General features: G+C 59.7%; 14 protein-coding genes. 10 read left to right on the plus strand and 4 right to left on the minus strand.

The window, feature by feature from the left end:
- Nucleotides 1–259 precede the first annotated feature (259 nt).
- Nucleotides 260–763 (minus strand): transporter, encoded by a 504-nt coding sequence (locus ACZO0A_RS07730; protein ID WP_302376862.1) that lies wholly within the window; start codon nt 761–763, stop codon nt 260–262.
- 393 nt (nt 764–1,156) lie between these two features.
- Between ACZO0A_RS07730 and purE the strand changes: the two genes are divergently transcribed.
- The 10 genes from purE (at nt 1,157) to purB (ending at nt 14,050) form a co-directional block, all read left to right on the plus strand.
- Nucleotides 1,157–1,654: a 5-(carboxyamino)imidazole ribonucleotide mutase gene (gene purE / locus ACZO0A_RS07735; protein WP_215694201.1), complete on the plus strand. Its 498-nt coding sequence runs from the start codon at nt 1,157–1,159 to the stop codon at nt 1,652–1,654.
- Nucleotides 1,655–1,707: 53 nt separating this feature from the next.
- On the plus strand, nt 1,708–2,421 hold the full coding sequence (gene purC, locus ACZO0A_RS07740; protein WP_215694199.1) for a phosphoribosylaminoimidazolesuccinocarboxamide synthase: 714 nt from the start codon (nt 1,708–1,710) through the stop codon (nt 2,419–2,421).
- Nucleotides 2,422–2,510: 89 nt separating this feature from the next.
- Nucleotides 2,511–3,983, plus strand: a complete 1,473-nt coding sequence (purF, locus tag ACZO0A_RS07745; protein WP_302376861.1) for an amidophosphoribosyltransferase — start codon at nt 2,511–2,513, stop codon at nt 3,981–3,983.
- Between the two features lie 10 nt (nt 3,984–3,993).
- Nucleotides 3,994–5,034, plus strand: a complete 1,041-nt coding sequence (gene purM / locus ACZO0A_RS07750) for a phosphoribosylformylglycinamidine cyclo-ligase (RefSeq protein ID WP_215694196.1) — start codon at nt 3,994–3,996, stop codon at nt 5,032–5,034.
- On the plus strand, nt 5,031–5,624 hold the full coding sequence (purN, locus tag ACZO0A_RS07755) for a phosphoribosylglycinamide formyltransferase (RefSeq protein WP_215694194.1): 594 nt from the start codon (nt 5,031–5,033) through the stop codon (nt 5,622–5,624). Before purM ends, purN begins: the two co-directional genes overlap by 4 nt.
- A 3-nt stretch (nt 5,625–5,627) precedes the next feature.
- On the plus strand, nt 5,628–6,359 hold the full coding sequence (locus tag ACZO0A_RS07760) for an IMP cyclohydrolase (protein ID WP_215694192.1): 732 nt from the start codon (nt 5,628–5,630) through the stop codon (nt 6,357–6,359).
- Nucleotide 6,360: 1 nt separating this feature from the next.
- A complete protein-coding gene (locus tag ACZO0A_RS07765) occupies nt 6,361–7,542 on the plus strand; it encodes a phosphoribosylaminoimidazolecarboxamide formyltransferase (RefSeq protein WP_291209484.1) in 1,182 nt (393 codons plus the stop codon).
- Between the two features lie 67 nt (nt 7,543–7,609).
- On the plus strand, nt 7,610–8,893 hold the full coding sequence (gene purD / locus ACZO0A_RS07770) for a phosphoribosylamine--glycine ligase (RefSeq protein WP_215694188.1): 1,284 nt from the start codon (nt 7,610–7,612) through the stop codon (nt 8,891–8,893).
- A gap of 13 nt (nt 8,894–8,906) precedes the next feature.
- Entirely contained in the window at nt 8,907–12,593 is a 3,687-nt protein-coding gene (locus ACZO0A_RS07775; protein WP_302376859.1) for a phosphoribosylformylglycinamidine synthase, read from the plus strand.
- A gap of 20 nt (nt 12,594–12,613) precedes the next feature.
- Nucleotides 12,614–14,050 carry an adenylosuccinate lyase gene (purB, locus tag ACZO0A_RS07780; RefSeq protein ID WP_302150423.1) on the plus strand — a complete coding sequence of 479 codons (1,437 nt, stop codon included), beginning with the start codon at nt 12,614–12,616 and terminating at the stop codon, nt 14,048–14,050.
- A gap of 123 nt (nt 14,051–14,173) precedes the next feature.
- Here purB and ACZO0A_RS07785 read toward each other — a convergent pair whose 3' ends face one another.
- The 3 genes from ACZO0A_RS07785 to ACZO0A_RS07795 are packed head-to-tail and all read right to left on the minus strand — an operon-like array spanning nt 14,174 to nt 16,024.
- A complete protein-coding gene (locus tag ACZO0A_RS07785) occupies nt 14,174–14,971 on the minus strand; it encodes a YfjL-like protein (protein ID WP_302150421.1) in 798 nt (265 codons plus the stop codon).
- On the minus strand, nt 14,955–15,527 hold the full coding sequence (locus ACZO0A_RS07790) for a zf-HC2 domain-containing protein (protein ID WP_302150419.1): 573 nt from the start codon (nt 15,525–15,527) through the stop codon (nt 14,955–14,957). Before ACZO0A_RS07790 ends, ACZO0A_RS07785 begins: the two co-directional genes overlap by 17 nt.
- Nucleotides 15,524–16,024, minus strand: a complete 501-nt coding sequence (locus ACZO0A_RS07795) for an RNA polymerase sigma factor (protein ID WP_302150417.1) — start codon at nt 16,022–16,024, stop codon at nt 15,524–15,526. The genes ACZO0A_RS07790 and ACZO0A_RS07795 overlap by 4 nt, the downstream gene beginning before the upstream one ends.
- Between the last annotated feature and the right edge of the window lie 75 nt (nt 16,025–16,099).

Genomic DNA, 16,099 nt, shown 5'->3' on the forward strand with positions numbered 1-16,099 from the left:
AAATGCTCGATAATACACAAAGTATTATCTGCGCTTTTGGCTTAGCAGCTGCCGCACCTCGCTCGCCGTATCGGCACTTAGAATTATGCGGTATTGCCCTAACTTATTACATCAATCAAGCAAAGCGGGTATCCAAACGGATGCCCGCTTTGTTCATTATACCGTAGGGGCGGGCTTCAAGTCCGCCCATGGGGACATTTGCCACACCTTTTCCCTGCTCTTTCCAGACCGGGTATTCTATGCCCGTGGCGTGGCGGTGTCAGGCATCGGCTTCCGGGCATTCCTCTGGTGCCTTTTTCATATCCGGTGCGGTCTCGCCGCCGGGTAGCTTCTGGCCGAAGGACGGCACAAAGAAATATTTGCGGATGATGAAAATCAGCGCGATGGCACCGACGCTGACGAGGTTCTGCACGGCGTCCTCGTGGCCGACAATCATATGGCGGGCGATGGCGTAAAGCAGCACTTCCAGCACGCTGCCGGGGCTGTGCTTTGCCAGCATCTTGATGAATTCGATGCCGATAACGATGTCCAGCGCACGTTCCAAGAACGTATGTACCTCTATGCTTTCCGCGTCGGTCAAAAGACCCGGCATCAGCTCCACCAGCGGGACGATGCTGAGCAGCAGGGCCACCAGCACAATGCCGGAGAGCACAACCTCCAAAATACCAGCGGCCTCGGCGATCTGATCGCGGAAAACGCGCTTGAACCATTCCTCCCTGCCGTGCAGGGCGCGGCGTGTCAGGCGTCGTCTGGGTTCACTCATAACTTTCTCCTTTTTGTGCTATTTTTATTATCATAGCATATTTTGCCCCGATATACCAGCATAATTATACAGGCCGTTTTAAAGTATGACAATCACCTTCAAAACTCCATCAAAAGCGACAAAAAGCACCGGTCAAAACCGGACGGCATAGTTTTTTGGCTGAAATGTCCGCCGGACGCTTGCAATTTCTTTTCCCAGAGTTTACACTGGTTTCACAGGGCATCATCTTACTTTTATATTAAAGGGGGATCTTCCGTGGCAAACGCAATGCAGCGTCTTGGTTTTCACGTGGGTGTTCTGTACCGTCATACTCTTTTCACATCAAAACCGCAGCGCAGTGTATCCTAACGGGGCACTGCGCTGTTTTGCTTCGTAAAGGAGGTTTCTAAACGCATGAAAAAAGTAGCGATCATCATGGGTTCCGACAGTGATTGGCCGGTGGTCAAATCCGCCTGCACGGTACTGAAGGATTTCGGCGTGCCTTATGAGGCACACATTCTTTCCGCCCACCGCACGCCGGAGGCTGCCGCCGCGTTTGCCAAGTCTGCCCGCGCCAACGGGTACGGCGTGATTTTGTGCGCTGCCGGTATGGCCGCACACCTGGCCGGTGCCTTTGCCGCCAACACCACCCTGCCGGTCGTCGGCATCCCGATGAAGGGCGGCGCGATGGACGGCCTGGACGCATTGCTTGCCACTGTGCAGATGCCCAGCGGTTTCCCGGTCGCCACCGTGGCGCTGAACGGTGCCAAGAACGCCGCCTACCTGGCCGTGGCGATCCTGGCTGTTGCCGACGACGAGCTGGCGGAAAAGCTCGATAAATTCCGCGCCGACACCGCCGCCGCGATTGCCAAGAAGGACGCCGCCATTGCCGCCGAGGCTGCGGCGCTGTAACACTTGCATACCAACCACAACCATATTATAATAAAGTAAAAGGAGCGTTTCTCATGAATTACGAAGTTAAAGAGCAACTGTACGAAGGCAAGGCCAAGCAGGTTTTCGCTACCAATGACCCCGAAATCGTCATGGTCCACTACAAGGACGACGCCACCGCAGGCGACGGCGAGAAGAAGGGTACCATCCGCGACAAGGGCATCGTCAATAATAAACTGTCCAACGCTCTGATGCAGAAGCTGGAGAAAGAGGGCATCCCCACCCATTACGTTAAGGAAGTCAACGACCGTGATACTTTCGTCAAGAAGGTAGACATCGTCCCGCTGGAAGTCATCATCCGCAATGTCGCCGCCGGTCATTTCAGCCTGCGCATGGGCGTACCCGAGGGCAAGGTGTTCAAGACCCCCATCCTCGAGTACAGCTACAAGAACGACGACCTGCATGACCCGTTCATCAACCACTACTACGCCCTGGCCCTCGACCTGGCTACCCAGGAAGAGCTGGACACCATCGCCAAATACGCCTTCAAGGTCAACGAAGTGCTGAAGAAGATCATGCTGGACGCCAACATCCGTCTGGTCGACTTCAAGCTCGAGTTTGGCCGCCTGTCCGACGGCACCATCATCCTGGCTGACGAAATCAGCCCTGACACCTGCCGTTTCTGGGATGCCACCACCGGCGCACACCTGGATAAGGATCTGTTCCGCCGCAACATGGGCGGCGAGGCCGATGCCTACCAGGAAGTCATGAAGCGGCTGCTGGGCTGATTTTCCGACAATTCGGGTGACGCGTAGGGCGGTATCTGCCGCGGGGCGTCGGGGACGCCGCCCTCTACAACATACAAACGGAGCAAAACATGAGCGAATTTTCCCAATACACTGAAGCCCTGCACGAGGAGTGCGGCGTGTTCGGTATGTATGACAAAACCGGCGAGACTGATATGGTCAGCGCCGTGTACAGTGCGCTGTACGCCTTGCAGCACCGCGGCCAGGAGAGCTGCGGCATTGCCCTGAACGTAGACGGCGTTTTGTCCGGCCACCGCGATCTGGGCCTTGTCAGCGAGGTTTTCACCAAGCGCGTGCTGGAAGAACTCCCCCGTGGTGCCAAGATGGCTACCGGCCATGTGCGCTATGCCACTGCCGGTCAGCGCAGCCGTTCCAACGCGCAGCCGATGGTCCTGCATCACTGCAAGGGTGCTATGGCGGTCTGCCACAACGGCAACCTGGTCAATGCGCCCAAACTGCGCCGCAAGCTGGAAATGAGCGGTTCTATCTTTCACGGCACATCGGACACCGAGGTCATTGCCTATCTGCTGACCCAGAACCGGCTGCTGACCCCCAACATTGAGATGGCTGTCAGCCGCACGATGGACGACATTGAGGGCGCGTACTCCCTCGTCATCATGACCCACACCAAGCTGATTGCGGCGCGTGACCCCAACGGTTTCCGCCCGCTCTGCATCGGTGAACTGCCTGACGGCAACGGCTGGGCCTTTGCCAGCGAGAGCTGCGCACTGGACGCTGTGGGCGCGAAGTTCGTCCGCGATGTTCAGCCCGGCGAGATCGTCATTGCCGACCACAACGGCCTGCGTTCCATCGTGGATCATTGCGGCACCGCGCCCCACACGATGTGCGTGTTTGAGTACATCTACTTTGCCCGCCCGGATTCCATCATCGAGGGCACCTGCGTCCACGAGGCCCGCCTGCAGGCTGGCCGTTTCTTGGCACAGGAGCACCCGGTCGAGGCTGATGTTGTCATCGGTGCACCGGACTCCGGCCTGGACGCCGCGCTGGGTTACGCCCAGGAGAGCGGCATCCCCTACGGCGTTGGCTTCATCAAAAACAAATACGTCGGCCGTACCTTCATTCAGGGCAGCCAAGCCCAGCGCGAGAGCAGCGTGCGCATCAAGCTGAATGCCATTTCGTCCACGGTCAAAGGCAAGCGGGTCGTCCTCGTCGATGACTCCATCGTGCGCGGCACCACCAGCGCCCGCACTATCCGCCTGCTGCGCGAAGCCGGGGCCGCCGAGGTACACTACCGCATCAGCGCCCCGCCGTTTGTCCACCCCTGCTACTTCGGCACCGACATTCCCGACGAGAAAGATTTGATTGCCACCGGCCATACCGTGGAGGAAATCAACAAGATGGTCGGTTCCGATACGCTGGGATACCTGAGCGTCGAGCATGTCCAGCAGCTGGCCATCCACAGCAAGTGCGGCTTCTGCACCGGCTGCTTTACCGGCAAATACCCGGTCACCCCGCCCACCGAGACCATGGATATCGTCTACGACAAGCCATTGAGCGTGTCGAACCCGAATAAGAAATTGTGAGGATTTCAAGATGGAAAAAAGCTATTCTGCCAGCTATGCTGCGGCCGGTGTAGATATCACCGCCGGTTACCGCTCTGTGGAGCTGATGAAACAGTACGTGGCCCGCACAATGACCGAGAACTGTATCGGCGGTTTGGGCGGCTTCGGCGGCCTGTTTGAGCTGGACTGCACCGGCATGGAGCATCCTGTTCTGATTTCCGGCACCGACGGCGTCGGCACCAAGCTGCGTATCGCCATGCTGCTGGACAAGCACGACACCATCGGCATCGACTGCGTTGCCATGTGCGTCAATGACGTGATCTGTGCAGGCGCGAAGCCACTGGTTTTCCTTGACTACATTGCCTGCGGCAAGAATATTCCCGAGAAGATTGCCGAGATCGTCAAGGGCGTGGCCGAGGGCTGCGTGCAGGCGGGCTGCTCCCTGGTGGGCGGCGAGACTGCCGAGCACCCCGGCATGATGCCCGAGGATGAGTATGACCTGGCAGGCTTCACTGTCGGCGTGGTGGACAAGGCCAAGATTTTGGACAACTCCACGATGCAGCCGGGCGACGTCATTATTGCGCTGCCCTCCACCGGTGTGCATTCTAACGGTTTCTCGCTGGTTCGCAAGATTTTCGACATTGACAACAACCCCGATGTGCTGAAAAAGACCTTTGACGGCATGGATAAGCCCCTTGGCGAGGCCCTGCTGGCCCCCACCCGCATCTATGTCAAGCCCGTTCTGGCCGTTATGGACGAAATCACGGTCAAGGGAGTTTCCCACATCACCGGTGGCGGCTTCTACGAAAACATTCCCCGCAGCCTGAAGAAGGGCTGCGCCGCCCGCATTGCCAAGGCCGATGTACGCACCCCTGCCCTGTTCGACGTGATGCAGCGTGAGGGCGGCATCTCCGAGCACGATATGTTCAACACCTTCAACATGGGCGTTGGCATGGTGCTGACCGTCGCGCCCGAGGACGCCGACAAGGCCCTCGAGATTTTAAAAGCCCACGGCGAGGACGCCTACCGTCTGGGCACCATCGTCGAGGGTGACGGGGTCGTGCTGGTATGAAGCGTGTAGCAGTTCTGGTCTCCGGCGGCGGCACAAATTTACAGGCCCTACTGGAAAGCGAGCAGCGCGGCGAGAACCCCAACGGTAAAATCGTCCTGGTCGTCGCCAGCAAGCCTGGCGTCTATGCACTGGAGCGCGCCGCGAACTTCGGCGTGGAATCCGCCGTCGTCAGCCGCAGGGACTACGCCAGCAGCGCCGATTTTGACGCCGCCCTGCTGGGCGTTTTACAGGCCCATGACATTGATGTGGTCGTGCTGGCAGGCTTCTTGAGCGTGCTGGGTGAGCGTGTCATTGCGGCCTACCGCAATAAGATCATCAATGTTCATCCGAGCCTGATTCCCAGCTTCTGCGGTCCCGGTTTCTATGGGCTGAAAGTGCATGAGGCAGCGCTGGCCCGGGGCGTCAAGCTGACCGGCGCGACTGTGCATCTGGTCAATGAGGAATGTGACGGCGGGCCGATTCTGCTGCAAAAGGCCGTGGCCGTTCAGCCCGGCGACACCCCCGAGACTTTGCAGAAGCGCGTCATGGTGGAGGCTGAGTGGCAGTTATTGCCCAAGGCACTGGCCATGGTGTGCAGCGACGAGGTATAAATTATGAAAAAGAACCTTTACAAATATCTTGCCGGGAATGAGTACCCGGGCCGCGGCATTGTGCTGGGGCAGAGTCCCGACGGCAGCAAGGTGTTCGTCGCCTACTGGATCATGGGCCGCAGCGCCAACAGCCGCAACCGCGTGTTTGAGCCCATCGAGGGCGGCATCCGCACGGTGGCCGCTGACCCTGCCAAGCTGGAAGATCCGCACCTGATTATTTACAACGCCGTGCTGACCCTGCGGGAGACCACCGTTGTGACCAACGGCGACCAGACCGACACGATTGCCCAGTTCATGAACGGCAACCTCTTCCCTGGGTACAGCTTCGAGGCGGCCCTTGCCACCCGCACCTACGAAGACGATGCGCCGAACTTCACCCCGCGCATCTCCGGTGTCGTAGATATGCGCCGCGGCGGCTACAAGCTGTCCATCGTCAAATCCAACGAGGGCAACGCTGACAGCGTACAGCGCCAGACCTATGACTACCCGCAGCCCGTCGCCGGTGAGGGCCATTTCATCAGCACCTACGTCAAGAACGGTGCCCCCATCCCGAGCTTTGCGGGCGAGCCGCTGCGCGTCGCCATCGACACGAACGACGCCGACAAGTTCGCTGAGAAGCTGTGGGGATCCTTGAACGAGGACAACAAGGTCAGCCTGTTTGTGCGCAGCATTGAGCTGGAGACCGGCACCTACGAGGATCTTATTCTGAACAAATACACCGCTGTGGAGGGTTAATATGAACGAATTTCAGCTGAAATACGGCACGAACCCCAACCAGAAGCCCGCCCGCATCTACATGGCGGACGGTTCCGACCTGCCGGTACAGATTTTGAATGGCCGCCCGGGGTACATCAACTTCCTGGATGCCTTCAACTCCTGGCAGCTCGTGCGCGATTTGAAGAAGGCGCTGGGTCAGCCCGCTGCCGCCAGCTTCAAGCATGTCTCCCCCGCCGGTGCGGCCATCGGCCTGCCGCTGGATGACACGCTGCGTGCCATGTACCACATTGCCCCCGAGACCGAGCTTTCCCCACTGGCCTGTGCCTACGCCCGCGCCCGCGGCGCGGACCGTATGTCCAGCTTTGGTGACTGGATCGCGCTGTCTGACGTCTGCGATCTGAGCACTGCAAAGCTGATTCAGCATGAAGTCTCCGACGGCATCATTGCCCCCGGCTACGACGCTGACGCGCTGGAAGTGCTGAAGGGCAAGAAGAAGGGCAACTACGCCATCGTCCAGATCGACGCTGACTACGAGCCGCAGCCACTGGAGACCCGCACCGTGTTCGGCGTGACCTTTGAACAGGGCCGCCAGGATCTGGATATCTCCAACGAGACGATGCTGCAGAATATCGTGACCGAGAACCAGTTCATCAGTGACGAGCAGCGCCGTGATCTGGTCATCAGTTTGATTGTGCTGAAATACACCCAATCCAACAGTGTTTGCTACGTGCAGGACGGCCAGACCATCGGCGTCGGCGCGGGCCAGCAGAGCCGCGTGCATTGCACCCGCCTGGCAGGCCAGAAGGCCGACAACTGGCAGCTGCGCCATATGCCGAAAGTATTGGCCCTGCCCTTCCGCGACGATGTGGCAAAGCCCAACCGCGACAATGCCATTGACGTGTACATCGGCGACACGCCGGAGGATGTCATCGGTGATGATGTCTGGGCCGAGACCTTCACCGAGCAGCCCGCCCCGCTGACTGCCGAGGAAAAGCGCACCTGGCTGGACGCCGTGACCGGCGTTTCCCTGGGCAGCGACGCGTTCTTCCCCTTCGGCGACAACATTGAGCGCGCCCGCCGCAGCGGCGTGACCGCCATTGTGCAGCCGGGCGGCTCCATCCGCGACCAGCAGGTCATCGACACCTGCAACAAGTACGGCATTGCGATGGCGTTCTGCGGCATCCGCTTGTTCCATCACTAAGCAATATTCAACGCGCCTGCGGCGTATTTTGCGTCGTGGGCAGTTGGTGTTTTACAGGAGGTTCCTCATGAAAATTCTGGTCGTTGGCGGCGGCGGGCGTGAGCACGCCATCATCCGTGCGCTGAAAAAAAGCCCCCGCTGCACTGAGATCTGGTGCGCACCCGGCAACGGCGGCATCAGCTACGATGCCACCTGCAAGGCCATCCCTGCCACCGATGTGGACGCGATGGTCAAGTTTGCGAAAGAAGAAGCCTTCGATTATGTAGTCGTCGCCCAGGATGACCCGCTGGCCCTGGGCATGGTCGATGCACTGGCTGCTGTCGGCATCCCGGCTTTCGGCCCCGACAAGGCTGCGGCCCGCATTGAGGCCAGCAAGGTGTTCAGCAAAGACCTGATGAAGAAATACGGCATTCCTACAGCGAAATATGAGACGTTCGACGATCCCGAAAAGGTCATGGACTACATCAAGGCCGAGGGCAAGTACCCGGTCGTTATCAAAGCGGATGGCCTGGCGCTGGGCAAGGGCGTTCTGATCTGCCAGAATGAGCAGGAGGCCGCCGACGGTGTCAAGGAGATCATGCTGGACAAAAAGTTCGGCGCGTCCGGCAACCATGTGGTTGTGGAAGAGTTCTTGACCGGCCCCGAGGTCAGCGTACTGTCCTTCTGTGACGGCAAGACCGTGAAGCCGATGGTGTCCAGCATGGACCACAAGCGTGCGTTGGATCACGATGAGGGCCTGAACACAGGCGGCATGGGCACGGTGGCCCCGAACCCCTACTACACGCCGGAAATCGCCGAGCGCTGCATGAAGGAGATTTTCCTGCCGACGGTCGCCGCCATGCAGGCCGAGGGCTGCCCCTTCAAGGGGTGCCTCTACTTTGGCCTGATGCTGACGCCCGACGGCCCCAAGGTCATCGAGTACAACTGCCGCTTCGGCGACCCCGAGACCCAGGTCGTGCTGCCCCTGCTGGAAAGCGACCTGCTGACCGTGATGGAATCGACGACCAACGGCACGCTGGATACGACCGAGGTCAAGTTCCGCGACGGTGCGGCGGCCTGTGTGATTCTGGCCAGCGGCGGGTATCCCCTTTCTTATGAGAAGGGCAAGGAAATTTCCGGCCTGGCTGCGGGCCAGCTTGACGCTGCGGACGTGACGGTGTATCATGCAGGTACGGCCATCAAAGACGGTAAGCTCGTCACCAACGGTGGCCGCGTGCTGGGCGTGACCGCCACGGCCAACACCCTGCCTGACGCGCTGAAAAAGGCCTATGCCGCAACCGAAAACATCCATTTTGACAAGCTGCACAAGCGCAGTGATATTGGCGCAAGAGCGCTGGCGGCGATGGAGTAACGGAGGAAATACAATGGTATATCGCATTTATGTTGAGAAAAAGCCCGGCTTCGACGGTGAAGCCCAAGGGCTGCTGCATGAGCTGGTCGATTTGGTCGGTATCCGGAACCTGACCGGCCTGCGCCTTTTGAACCGCTACGACGTCGAGGGCATCGACAATGTGCTGTTCCAGCAGGCCATCCCCACTGTGTTCAGTGAGCCGCCGGTGGATGTGACCTACGACGCACTGCCCGACGCCAAGACCGTGTTTGCCGTTGAGTACCTGCCCGGTCAGTTTGACCAGCGCGCCGACTCCGCCAGCGAGTGCATCCAGCTGTTGAGCCAGGGCGAGCGCCCCGCTGTGCGTTCTGCCCGCGTCTATCTGCTGGACGGCGAGCTGACTGCCGATGATCTGGCCGCTATTAAAAAGTACGTCATCAACCCGGTGGAGGCCCGCGAGGCCAGCCTTGACGAGCGCAGCACCTTGAAGATGGAGTTTGCCATCCCCACCGAGGTCGAGACGCTGACCAGCTTTACCGCCCTGGATGACGATGCACTGGAAGCCTTCCGCAATGAGAAGGGCCTTGCCATGGACCACGCGGATATCGTATTCTGCCAGAACTACTTTAAGTCCGAGCACCGCGACCCGACCATCACCGAGATTCGCCTCATCGACACCTATTGGTCCGACCACTGCCGCCACACGACGTTCGGCACGATTCTCGACGATGTGAAGATCGACGACGAGCTGGTACAGGCCGCGTTCGACCGTTACTTGGCTCTGCGTGCCGAGACCGGCCGCGACAAGAAGAACCGCACCCTGATGGACTGCGCGACGATTGGTGCCAAGGCCCTGAAGCAGCGCGGCATTCTGAAGAACCTCGACGAGAGCGAGGAAATCAACGCCTGCACGGTCAAAATCAAGTGCGATGTGGACGGCGAGCAGCAGGATTGGCTGTTCCTGTTCAAGAACGAGACCCACAACCACCCCACCGAAATTGAGCCTTTCGGTGGTGCGGCGACCTGCATCGGCGGTGCCATCCGCGACCCGCTGTCCGGCCGCAGTTATGTTTACCAGGCCATGCGTGTGACCGGTGCAGCTGACCCGCTGAAGCCTGTTTCCGAGACGATGCCCGGCAAGCTGCCCCAGCGCAAGCTGGTCACCACCGCTGCCGCCGGCTATTCCAGCTACGGCAACCAGATTGGCCTTGCCACCGGTCAGGTAGCCGAGCTGTACCACCCCGGCTACGCCGCCAAGCGCATGGAGATTGGCGCGGTCGTGGGCGCAACGCCCGCCAGCCATGTACGCCGTGAGGAACCCGCCCCCGGTGACGTGGTCATCCTGCTGGGCGGCCGCACGGGCCGTGACGGCGTCGGCGGCGCAACGGGTTCTTCCAAGGCGCACAAACTGACGAGCCTGGAAACCTGCGGTGCCGAGGTGCAGAAGGGCAACGCGCCCATTGAGCGCAAACTGCAGCGCCTGTTCCGCCGCGAGGATGCCTGCCGCCTCATTAAGCGCTGCAACGACTTCGGCGCGGGCGGTGTGTCTGTCGCCATCGGCGAACTGGCTGACGGTCTGCATATTGACCTGAACAAAGTCACCCGCAAGTATGAGGGCCTGGACGGCACCGAGTTGGCAATTTCCGAGAGTCAGGAGCGCATGGCCGTGGCCGTGGCTGCTGAGGATGCCGAGACCTTTATGAAGTACGCCGCCGAGGAAAACCTCGAGGCGACCATCGTTGCCACCGTCACCGAGGAAAAACGGATGCGTGAGGTATGGAACGGCAAGACCATTGTTGACCTGTCCCGCGAGTTCCTGAACTCTAACGGTGCCGAGCGCCACGCCAACGCCCACATCCTGCCCGGCCATGTCTGGCAGCCCCAGTTTGCCGGTGTGAGCTTTGAAGAAAAAATGGAGTCTATGGTCAGTGACCTGAACGTTTGCAGCCAGAAGGGCCTGGGCGAGCGCTTCGACTCCACCATCGGCGCAGCCACCGTGCTGATGCCTTACGGCGGCAAGTACCAGCTGACCCCGACCATGGCCATGGCCGCCAAGCTGCCTGTGGACGGCGAGACAACGACCTGCTCCGGCATGGCGTGGGGCTTCAACCCCTACCTGACCGAGGCCGACCCCTACCGCGGTGCCTACCTGGCCGTGGTGGAGAGCGTGACCAAGCTGGTCTGCGCGGGCTTCCACCATGAGGATATGTACCTGACCTTCCAGGAATATTTTGAGCACATGAACGACAAGCCTGAGCGCTGGGGCAAGCCGCTGGCCGCCCTGCTGGGCGCACTGGATGCCCAGATGGGCCTGGGAATTGCATCCATCGGTGGTAAGGACTCCATGTCCGGCAGCTTTGAGGGGCTGGACGTGCCCCCGACGCTGGTCAGCTTTGCAACGGCCATCGGCAACACCCGCGACGTGCAGAGCCCCGAGTTCAAGAAAGCCAACAGCTCGATCGTCATCTTGCGCCCCAACTACAAGAACGGTCTGCCCGAGATCGGCAGTCTGGTTGCCATTTACAAGACCGTCGAACAGATGATCGACGAGGGCAAGGTGCTGGCCGCTGCGACGCCGGGTTACGGCGGCGTGGCCGAGGCGCTGTTCAAAATGTGCGTCGGCAACCATGTCGGCCTGCAGCTATCCAACGATATCGACCTGAACGGCCTGTTCAAGCCTGCCTACGGCGCGGTCATCCTGGAACTGCTGGATGCCTCCGCCGGTGAGTTCCTGGGCTTTACCACCGTGGACTACACGCTGGAAGCCGAGGGCAAGCACATCGACCTGGCCCGCCTGCAGGAGCTGTGGGAGCAGAAGCTCGAGCCTGTGTTCCCCTACCGCAAGGCCGGTGAATTTGTACCCGCACTGGAGCATGACTGCCCTGCCAACAAGCGTGTGGCCCCCGCTGTGCGCCTGGCGACGCCGCGGGTCATCATCCCGGTGTTCCCCGGCACGAACTGCGAATACGACACGGCCCGCGCCTTCCGCCGTGCCGGCGGTGATCCGCACATTCTGGTTTTGAAGAACCTCTCCCCCGCTGACGTGGCCGAGAGCTGCGAGGCGCTGGTGAAGGAGCTTGACCAGGCGCAGATTTTGATGCTGCCGGGCGGTTTCTCCGGCGGCGACGAGCCGGACGGCTCCGCAAAGTTCATTGCTTCCTTCTTCCGCAACCCGGCGGTGGCCGACGCCGTCAACCGTCTGCTGAACCAGCGTGACGGCCTGGCCCTGGGCATCTGCAACGGTTTCCAGGCGCTCATCAAGCTGGGCCTGGTGCCCTACGGCGAGATCCGTCCCATCACGGCGGACGACCCGACGCTGACCTTCAACACAATTCACCGCCACCAGTCCATGCTGGTCCGCACCCGCGTTGCCAGCAACAAGAGCCCCTGGCTGAGCCGCTGCGATATCAACGACGAGCATCTGATCGCCATCAGCCACGGCGAGGGCCGCTTTGTCTGCAACGAGACGCTGCTGAACCAGCTGATCGACAACGGCCAGATTGCAACGCAGTATGTGGACCTGACCTGCCGTCCGACGATGGATATGCGCTACAATCCCAACGGTTCTGTGCTGGCCATTGAGGGCATCACCAGCCCAGACGGCCGTGTCTTTGGCAAGATGGGCCACAGTGAGCGCAGCGGCGAGCAGTTGTACAAGAACGTCACCGGCGACAAATACCAGCCAATCTTTGAGGGCGGTGTGAATTACTTTAAGCTGTAAGAAAGTAGAGGACTTTTCCCATGGCACAACATGACCGTTATATTTCCCCTTTCTCCACCCGCTATGCTTCGGACGAGATGCAGTATATCTTCTCCGACGACAACAAGTTCCGCACTTGGCGCAAGCTTTGGATCGCGCTTGCCAAGGCTGAACAGAAACAGGGCCTGGCAATCACCGATGAGCAGCTTGCCGAGTTGGAAGCCCACAAGGACGACATCAACTACGAGGATGCCATCGCCCGCGAGAAGCTGGTGCGCCACGACGTTATGAGCCATGTCTACGCCTATGGCCTGCAGTGCCCCAAAGCAAAGGGCATCATCCATCTGGGCGCGACCAGCTGCTATGTCGGCGACAACACCGATGTTATCGTCATGCGCGAGGCTTTGCAGCTGGTGCGCAAGAAGATCATCGGCGTGCTGGCAAACCTAGCTAAGTTCGCCGACGAGTACAAGTCTATGCCCTGCCTGGCCTACACCCACTGCCAGCCCGCGCAGCTGACCACCGTCGGCAAGCGTGCCACACTCTGGATGAACGAGCTGTACATGGATCTGGAAGCCATCGACTACCAGATTTCCCAGCTGGCGCTGCGCGGCGTCAAGGGCACCACCGGCACCCAGGCCAGCTTTATGGAGCTGTTCAACGGCGACTCCGCCAAGATCAAGGCCGTTGAGGCCGACGTCTGCGCCCAGATGGGCTTTACCAAGGTCGTGCCGGTCTGCGGCCAGACGTACAGCCGCAAGGTGGACTACAACGTCCTGTCCGCCGTGGCGGGTCTGGGCCAGTCTGCCATGAAGATGGCGACCGACATCCGCCTGCTGGCAAACTTCAAGGAAATGGAGGAGCCGTTCGAGAAGAATCAGATTGGTTCCTCGGCCATGCCCTACAAGCGCAACCCCATGCGCTGTGAGCGCATCTGCGCCTTAAGCCGCTACCTGATGGTGGATGTGCTGAACCCCGCCATGACCGCTGGTACCCAGTGGTTTGAGCGCACGCTGGACGACTCTGCCAACAAGCGCATTGCGATGGCGGAGGGTTTCCTGGCTGCTGACGCAATTCTGAACATTTTGCTGAATGTCTCTGACGGTCTCGTCGTCTACCCGAAGGTTGTCCGCGCCCGTGTCATGGCCGAGCTGCCCTTCATGGCCAGCGAGAACATCATGATGAAGGCTGTCAAGAAGGGCGGCGATCGTCAGGAGCTGCACGAGCGCCTGCGCGAGCACGCCGTGTCTGCTGCCGCCGTCGTCAAGCAGGAGGGCAAGCCCAACGACATGATTGCCCGCGTCGAGGCTGACCCCGCCTTCGGCCTGACCCGCGAGGAAATTGAGGCTGAGCTGTCCCCCGAGGCCTTCACCGGCCGCAGCAGCGAACAGGTCACCGAGTTCCTGCGCGACGTCATCCAGCCTGTGCTGGACGCCAATAAAGAGGACTTGGGCCAGCATGTAGAGCTGAGCGTCTGATTTATTGCATCGTAAATTGTAGGGGCGAATGTTTGCATCCGCCCGCAGGTCGATGACAAGCATCGACCCCTACAGAACAGCAAAATACCCGTATTGTCTTACTAAAGGCAATACGGGTATTTTTTATGCAATTGTATCGGCGGACGTCAGGCCGGATTCCAACACATCCGCCATAAACGCGCTGTGGTCAGCGTAATCGCCGGTGGGCACAAGGGTGATGTCGTAATAGGTGATCGGCATGTCATTGCTTTCCAGCACCTGCTTGAGGGTGTGCAGGACGGTTTGCATGTCCGCCTCGGTAGGCTTGCCATCGCACAGCACTTGTGCGCACAGGCGGCTGGGCACCTTTTGCAGCAGGGCTTTGTCAAAGGCAGCATCCAGCGGCAGATCATCCACATAGTTAGCCGGGGTCATGCCGTCCTGCTCGGTATAGCAAAGGTCGATCTCTACCGTGTTGCCCTTTGCGCCGTAGACAGATGCAAAGTTTAATTCCGGGGCCTGCACGGTCAGATACGCGGCTGCCTGCTGGGCGGCTTCATCCCCCAGGCGGTAGGCGGTGGTCCAGCGGTGGTCTACATAGAACACATGGTCTGGCTCAAGCTCCTTACCCCGGATTTCATCATCAGTCAGCAGCCAGAACCGCGTCTGCACCGCAAAGTTTGTATCACGGCTCTGGTCAGACTGAACGTATACCACATAGTGGAAGAACTGTCCATCAGCGGCGGTGCGCTGGTCCCAGTGAAATGTTTCCTCCGGATATAGCTTTTCCGCATATCGAATGGCCCGATGTATAGCCCACTGTTGGCTGAGCGGGTCACCGTTGATGGCGTCAAAGGCCAGCAGCAGCGCGAGAATCAGCAGCAGGGCTGCTGTCAGCGCAAAGCGGCGCATGGTTTTCGTTCTTTTAGCCTTTGTTTTCATGGGTACTCTCCTTTGCATAGTGCAGCAGCCAGCCGATCAGCCAGCCAACGCCGCCCAAACCGACGTACAAAATGCAGCCGGACACCAAATTTGCCAAGAAATTACCAGGTGCGAACGATTCCAGCAAGGCCATCTGCTTTATGATAGCATCCAGCACCGCCAGCCCCAGCGTGAACAGCAGCAGCGGCTTTCCCATGCCGATGTCACGGTAGGTCAGAACACTCCAGACTAGCGGCAAAAACAGAATGACCCAATTCGCGCTGCCTGTATACCCCAGGGCTATGCCCACTGCAATGCCTACAAAGGCCAGCAGCAACAGGTGGATGCTGTAACGGCGGCGCAGCCGCTTGAGTATTTTGGTATCGTCGGGGGTTTGCAGTTCCGGCGCTGCGGGCGGCTCTGTCCCCTGCCACAGGGCCTGACAGGCCGGACAGACGGCAATGTGGGCGCGGACAAGCTGCTCACTTTCCGGACTGGCGATTCCGTCCTGCACCAATGGCATCAAGTCCCGGCAGACCGCACAGGGGATTTTTGCGTTTTCAGCAAGTTTCTTCACAGGTCATAACCCTCCTTCGTCAAAATTTCCTTCAGCCAGCTGCGGGTGCGGTGTTCGATGACGCGGGCCGAGCTTTCACTGATATGCAGCTGTACCGCGATTTCCGCATAGGTATAGCCCTCCGCGCGCAGCTGCATAATGCGGCGAGCGCGGTCGTCTTTCTGCTGCAGCAGTTCACAGACCCGCTGCCATTGCAGGCGTGTGTCGGTATGCTCGGTCAGGGTATCCTCGACCAGGTAGTTTTCCAGCAGGTCATCTGCGCTGACGTCGGGGCGGCGCTTACGCAGACTTTCCAGCCAGATGTTGCGGGCAATGCCGAACAGCCATGTTTTGACAGCGCAGTCGCCGCGGTAGGTGGGTAGCCGCCGCATGGCACGCAGGAAGGTCTCGCTCAGTATGTCCTCAGCCTCGGTTGGGTCGTGTGTCAAGTGGCAGAGGTATCGGTACAGGTCCGTACGGTATAGCGTATACAGTTCTTCCAGTTCCGGCAGCGGCATGGCCTGCTCTCCTTTCCTCTGTGCTCTCACTCTATAAGTGATGATTTTGCCCCAAACGTTACAGCAACTACAAAA

The sequence above is a fragment of the Gemmiger sp. genome (genome assembly GCF_057431175.1).

Coding starts and splice junctions, on each gene's coding strand:
- ACZO0A_RS07795 (WP_302150417.1), bottom strand. CDS start 16,024: ATGCCGCTGCCGGAACTGGAAGAACTGTATACGCTATACCGTACGGAC.
- purF (WP_302376861.1), top strand. CDS start 2,511: ATGAGCGAATTTTCCCAATACACTGAAGCCCTGCACGAGGAGTGCGGC.
- ACZO0A_RS07730 (WP_302376862.1), bottom strand. CDS start 763: ATGAGTGAACCCAGACGACGCCTGACACGCCGCGCCCTGCACGGCAGG.
- purD (WP_215694188.1), top strand. CDS start 7,610: ATGAAAATTCTGGTCGTTGGCGGCGGCGGGCGTGAGCACGCCATCATC.
- purC (WP_215694199.1), top strand. CDS start 1,708: ATGAATTACGAAGTTAAAGAGCAACTGTACGAAGGCAAGGCCAAGCAG.
- purB (WP_302150423.1), top strand. CDS start 12,614: ATGGCACAACATGACCGTTATATTTCCCCTTTCTCCACCCGCTATGCT.
- purM (WP_215694196.1), top strand. CDS start 3,994: ATGGAAAAAAGCTATTCTGCCAGCTATGCTGCGGCCGGTGTAGATATC.
- ACZO0A_RS07775 (WP_302376859.1), top strand. CDS start 8,907: ATGGTATATCGCATTTATGTTGAGAAAAAGCCCGGCTTCGACGGTGAA.
- purE (WP_215694201.1), top strand. CDS start 1,157: ATGAAAAAAGTAGCGATCATCATGGGTTCCGACAGTGATTGGCCGGTG.
- purN (WP_215694194.1), top strand. CDS start 5,031: ATGAAGCGTGTAGCAGTTCTGGTCTCCGGCGGCGGCACAAATTTACAG.
- ACZO0A_RS07760 (WP_215694192.1), top strand. CDS start 5,628: ATGAAAAAGAACCTTTACAAATATCTTGCCGGGAATGAGTACCCGGGC.
- ACZO0A_RS07785 (WP_302150421.1), bottom strand. CDS start 14,971: ATGAAAACAAAGGCTAAAAGAACGAAAACCATGCGCCGCTTTGCGCTG.
- ACZO0A_RS07765 (WP_291209484.1), top strand. CDS start 6,361: ATGAACGAATTTCAGCTGAAATACGGCACGAACCCCAACCAGAAGCCC.